Annotated in this window: 4 protein-coding genes and 1 pseudogene; 1 reads left to right on the top strand and 4 read right to left on the bottom strand. The window is 60.3% G+C overall.

The window, feature by feature from the left end:
- The first annotated feature begins 140 nt into the window (after positions 1 to 140).
- Entirely contained in the window at positions 141 to 1,154 is a 1,014-nt protein-coding gene (locus tag ACJWXQ_RS00005; protein ID WP_346053129.1) for an NAD(P)-dependent alcohol dehydrogenase, read from the top strand.
- Between the two features lie 74 nt (positions 1,155 to 1,228).
- Here ACJWXQ_RS00005 and ACJWXQ_RS00010 read toward each other — a convergent pair whose 3' ends face one another.
- From ACJWXQ_RS00010 to ACJWXQ_RS00025, 4 genes and pseudogenes are all read right to left on the bottom strand, one after another.
- The gene (locus tag ACJWXQ_RS00010; RefSeq protein WP_346053127.1) at positions 1,229 to 1,960 is read right to left on the bottom strand and encodes a UPF0149 family protein; all 732 of its coding nucleotides are present in this window, start codon (positions 1,958 to 1,960) and stop codon (positions 1,229 to 1,231) included.
- An 87-nt stretch (positions 1,961 to 2,047) separates the two neighbouring features.
- A complete protein-coding gene (locus ACJWXQ_RS00015; RefSeq protein WP_346053126.1) occupies positions 2,048 to 2,656 on the bottom strand; it encodes an SGNH/GDSL hydrolase family protein in 609 nt (202 codons plus the stop codon).
- 415 nt (positions 2,657 to 3,071) lie between these two features.
- Positions 3,072 to 3,428, bottom strand: a pseudogene (locus tag ACJWXQ_RS00020) (DUF86 domain-containing protein).
- Positions 3,418 to 3,588 (bottom strand): nucleotidyltransferase family protein (locus ACJWXQ_RS00025; RefSeq protein ID WP_406671887.1); only part of this gene is annotated, 171 nt, incomplete at its 5' end. The pseudogene ACJWXQ_RS00020 and the gene ACJWXQ_RS00025, both read right to left, overlap by 11 nt.

Raw genomic sequence — 3,588 nt, forward strand, 5'->3', positions numbered from 1 at the left:
CATGAAACAAGCATTCCCGGCCTCGATGACCTATGCTTTAAGGCCGCCAACGGAAACTGAACAATGACAAACCATCGATTGAGCCGTTTGAAACCAGGCCTTCGGGAGAGCGCGATCCTGCGCCATCTCGAATGACGACCATGCGAGCCATCGTCCAGGATCGATACGGGGCACCCGACAAGGTCCTGCATCTGCGCGAAGTCGACATCCCGACACCCGCTCCGGACGAGGTCCTCGTTCGGGTAAGAGCCGCCTCGGTCAACCCCGACGTATGGCATGCCGTCACCGGCTACCCCCGCCTGATGAGACTCATGGGCGCCGGCCTGAGAAGACAGAAACAAGCGATCCCCGGCCTGGACATGGCCGGCGAAGTGACCGCCGTTGGACAGGCCGTGACGGACTTTCGCCCCGGCGATGCGGTGTTCGGTGAAACCCACGACCGAATCCAATGGGTCAACGGCGGGGCCTACGCCGAATACGTCTGCGTGCCGCAACAGGTATTGGCGCTCAAACCCGAAGGCATCACCTTCGAGCAGGCGGCATCGGTGCCCACCGCCGGGATCATAGCCCTGGTCAATCTCCGCAAGAACCTATGGACAGAGCCGGGTCAGCGCATCGTGATCAACGGCGCCGCCGGCGGCGTGGGCAGCATCGCCATTCAAATGGCAAAAGCGAACGGCGCCTTTGTTATCGGCGTGGATCACAGCAGCAAACTCGACTACATGCGATCCCTGGGTACCGACAAGGTCATCGACTACACGCAAGACAACGTCATCGAGCTCGAAAAAGACATCGATCTCATCATCGATGTCGCCTCCACCCTCCCGCTCTCTGATTGCAAACGCATCCTCAAGCCCGATGGCGCAATCATCATCATCGGCCACGATCACTACGGCGCCAAAGGCCACCGAACCCTGGGTGGGATCCCCTACTTTCTCGGCCTCATGCTGTGGGCACGATTCGACCGCCACCTGCCCTGGCCCTCATTCGAGGTCATCGAAAAACGCGATGCCATGGTGATTCTTCGTGGCATGCTCGAGGCGGGGACATTGACTCCGGTCGTGGCCAGGACCTTCCCCTTGTCAGAGGTACCCCAGGCGATTGAATACCTGCAGGCAGGCCAGTCAGCTGGCCGTATCGTCATCGTGCCCTGAATCAGCAATATTGCCCGCTCGATTCGGGCCGTCAGTATCGTGGCTTCACCCACCCCGAGCGCTGAAAATTCACCTCAGTGCATGCAGCATTTCTTGAACTTCTTGCCGCTGCCACAAGGACAAGGCTCATTACGCCCCACCCGCGGGCCTTCACGGCGAACCGTACCCTGGGGCCGGGCAGCTGCCGCGGGCATGAACTCCTCCCGGCGCTTCAGCCAGTAGGCATGCAGACCCTGGGCACTGGGGCCGATCTTCGCCTGCATTTTCTCCAGATCCGCTGTCGGCAGATCATGCGCCGGCCAACCCGCTTGTTCGGTAAAGGCCATGATCGGCGCCAGCAAACGCTTGACCTCCTCGCCCCCCTTGCGCCAGTTGGCGGCGTCCAGACTCATGCCCCTGAGATATCCTTCACACCATTCATCCACAATGGTGTAAACCTTCCCCTCCACCTCACGCTCGAAGAAGATCGGTTCGAATATATCCGTCTGCCCCATAAGGCAGTCGGATACATTATTCATATGCCGCATGACAAGCCCCGTCACTTCCTGGGCCTCTTCCATGCTGTTCCAGATAGGCTGCTCATCCCCCCAGATAGCCGCCAGCCACCGAGACGGCATGATCATCGCCGGCCCACTCACGATGGCCGTGAGAAACCCATCCAGCCCCGGAACGGTCAACACCCCTTCATCCCGATCAGGATCCGGCTCTTGGGCATCAAGCTCCTCCTCGGACAGTCCGCGATAGAGCAGAAAGTCCCCCAGTTGATCCAACTCCGCCTGACTCAGGCCTTCTGATGCCTGCTGCATAATGACCGTTCTCCTGTCACAAGAAATATTCATCGTCCCTGTGTTTTCACACCATCCCAGTCTGCACCGTGGAAGTCACGGATCAGCTCACATCCCATTATCTGATTCTACATGGCGCTTGAGGCGATGGGCACGCAGACCAAGCACCTGACGCGTGGGGGAAGGAATCGCCGGAAACCGCTGCATCGGCGGCACCGCCGCCAGCACCACCGGCACCGGCCCGCAGCGCCGGCGCAAGGCGTCCACCAGCCGGGTCAGATCCCGCCGCCAGCGCCGCGGCCCGTGAAAACGCAGGGTGTCATTCACCCCCAGCACCAGCACAGCCAGGTCGGCCTCCACATCCTCGGCCGATTCCAGCAGCCGCACACGCGCCGAATGCGCCGTGGCCCCATTCCGCCCCAACACCCGCCAAGCCACCGCCTGCCCGCTCAATGCCGCCACCGTCTCCGCCGTCCACCGCGCCAGCCCCCGCGCCTGATCCGTCGCCCCCACCCCGGCGGCCGTCGACTCCCCCACCACCAGCAGCCGAAGCACCGGCCCCTCGCCGTCCACGCGCCCGGAACGCGCACCCGGCGCCTCCCCCAAGCGCGGCACCGTCAAACGCAAGTAAGCGCCCTGCAAGACAACCACCGGCAACAGCAGCCAACTGGCCTGCGCAGCAAACGACACCGACATCCGTCGAAACCTATCCCGCATCGAAACCCTCTCCCGGACGGTCAGAATTGTTCCAGTATCACCCGCGCAGCAGACACCTGCCCAGCGAGTAAACCTTCAAGACCAGCGAAGAACGCATCATCAACTGGTGGGAACAGAGATACTGCGGGGAAACAAAGCCGCTACTCGCAGAGCGCTTTCACGACGAAGCACGGGCAACCCTACCCGCGCCTGAACCGACACACAACGACTCTCTGATACAGAAATTCGATGCGGTCAATCTCAGGCGGATACGGTTGAGGCAGGATCAGCAGGTGTCGGAGTGGTCCAGCCCAGGATAGACTCCAGGTTCTCACCCTTGGCACAAAGCCATTAAGCGCGGTCGGCGCCTCCGTTTCCAGCATGTGATCGATAGGCCCTCACAAATCAGCGAGGCTGCCATCGGTTAATGACTGCCTCAGGAATACAGGCGGTGCAATGCCTCGAGCTGCTCAAGAAGACCGGGAATATCGTCCTGGATGATGCTCCAGACAATATCGTCATCAATACCGAGGTAGGCGTGGATTAGCCGATTTCTGGTTGCAATGATCTTGCGCCAGGATACTTCCGGGTGCTCCACCTTGATATCGTCTGGAATCCGGGTCGCAGCTTCGCCGATCAATTCCAGATTACGCAGTGTTGCATCCTAGGTCAGACCGTCCGACAAAAAGTCATTCTGGCTCTTACCCTCGGTATAAAGGAGCACCTTTCGGGCGAACTCGATCATGTCGGCGATGTAAAACCGCCATTCCCGTTCCAGCCTCTTACCGGACATGAACAGCCTCTTCTTCGATAAACGGCCTAAGCTCCGGCCGAACGGCCTTGTCCGTAACGAGATCCACCGGCCGACCCAGCAGATCTTCCAGATAAAACTGGAGACCAAAATAGCGATCCGATGTCCCGCGACCATCGAACGCCACGAGAACGTCCACGTC

This window comes from Natronospira sp. (assembly GCF_007134575.1).
GTDB lineage: Bacteria > Pseudomonadota > Gammaproteobacteria > Natronospirales > Natronospiraceae > Natronospira > Natronospira elongata.

What these genes read in the sequence shown, in the direction of transcription:
- ACJWXQ_RS00005 (WP_346053129.1), top strand. Translation starts at nt 141, where the DNA reads ATGCGAGCCATCGTCCAGGATCGATACGGGGCACCCGACAAGGTCCTG.
- ACJWXQ_RS00010 (WP_346053127.1), bottom strand. Translation starts at nt 1,960, where the DNA reads ATGCAGCAGGCATCAGAAGGCCTGAGTCAGGCGGAGTTGGATCAACTG.
- ACJWXQ_RS00015 (WP_346053126.1), bottom strand. Translation starts at nt 2,656, where the DNA reads ATGCGGGATAGGTTTCGACGGATGTCGGTGTCGTTTGCTGCGCAGGCC.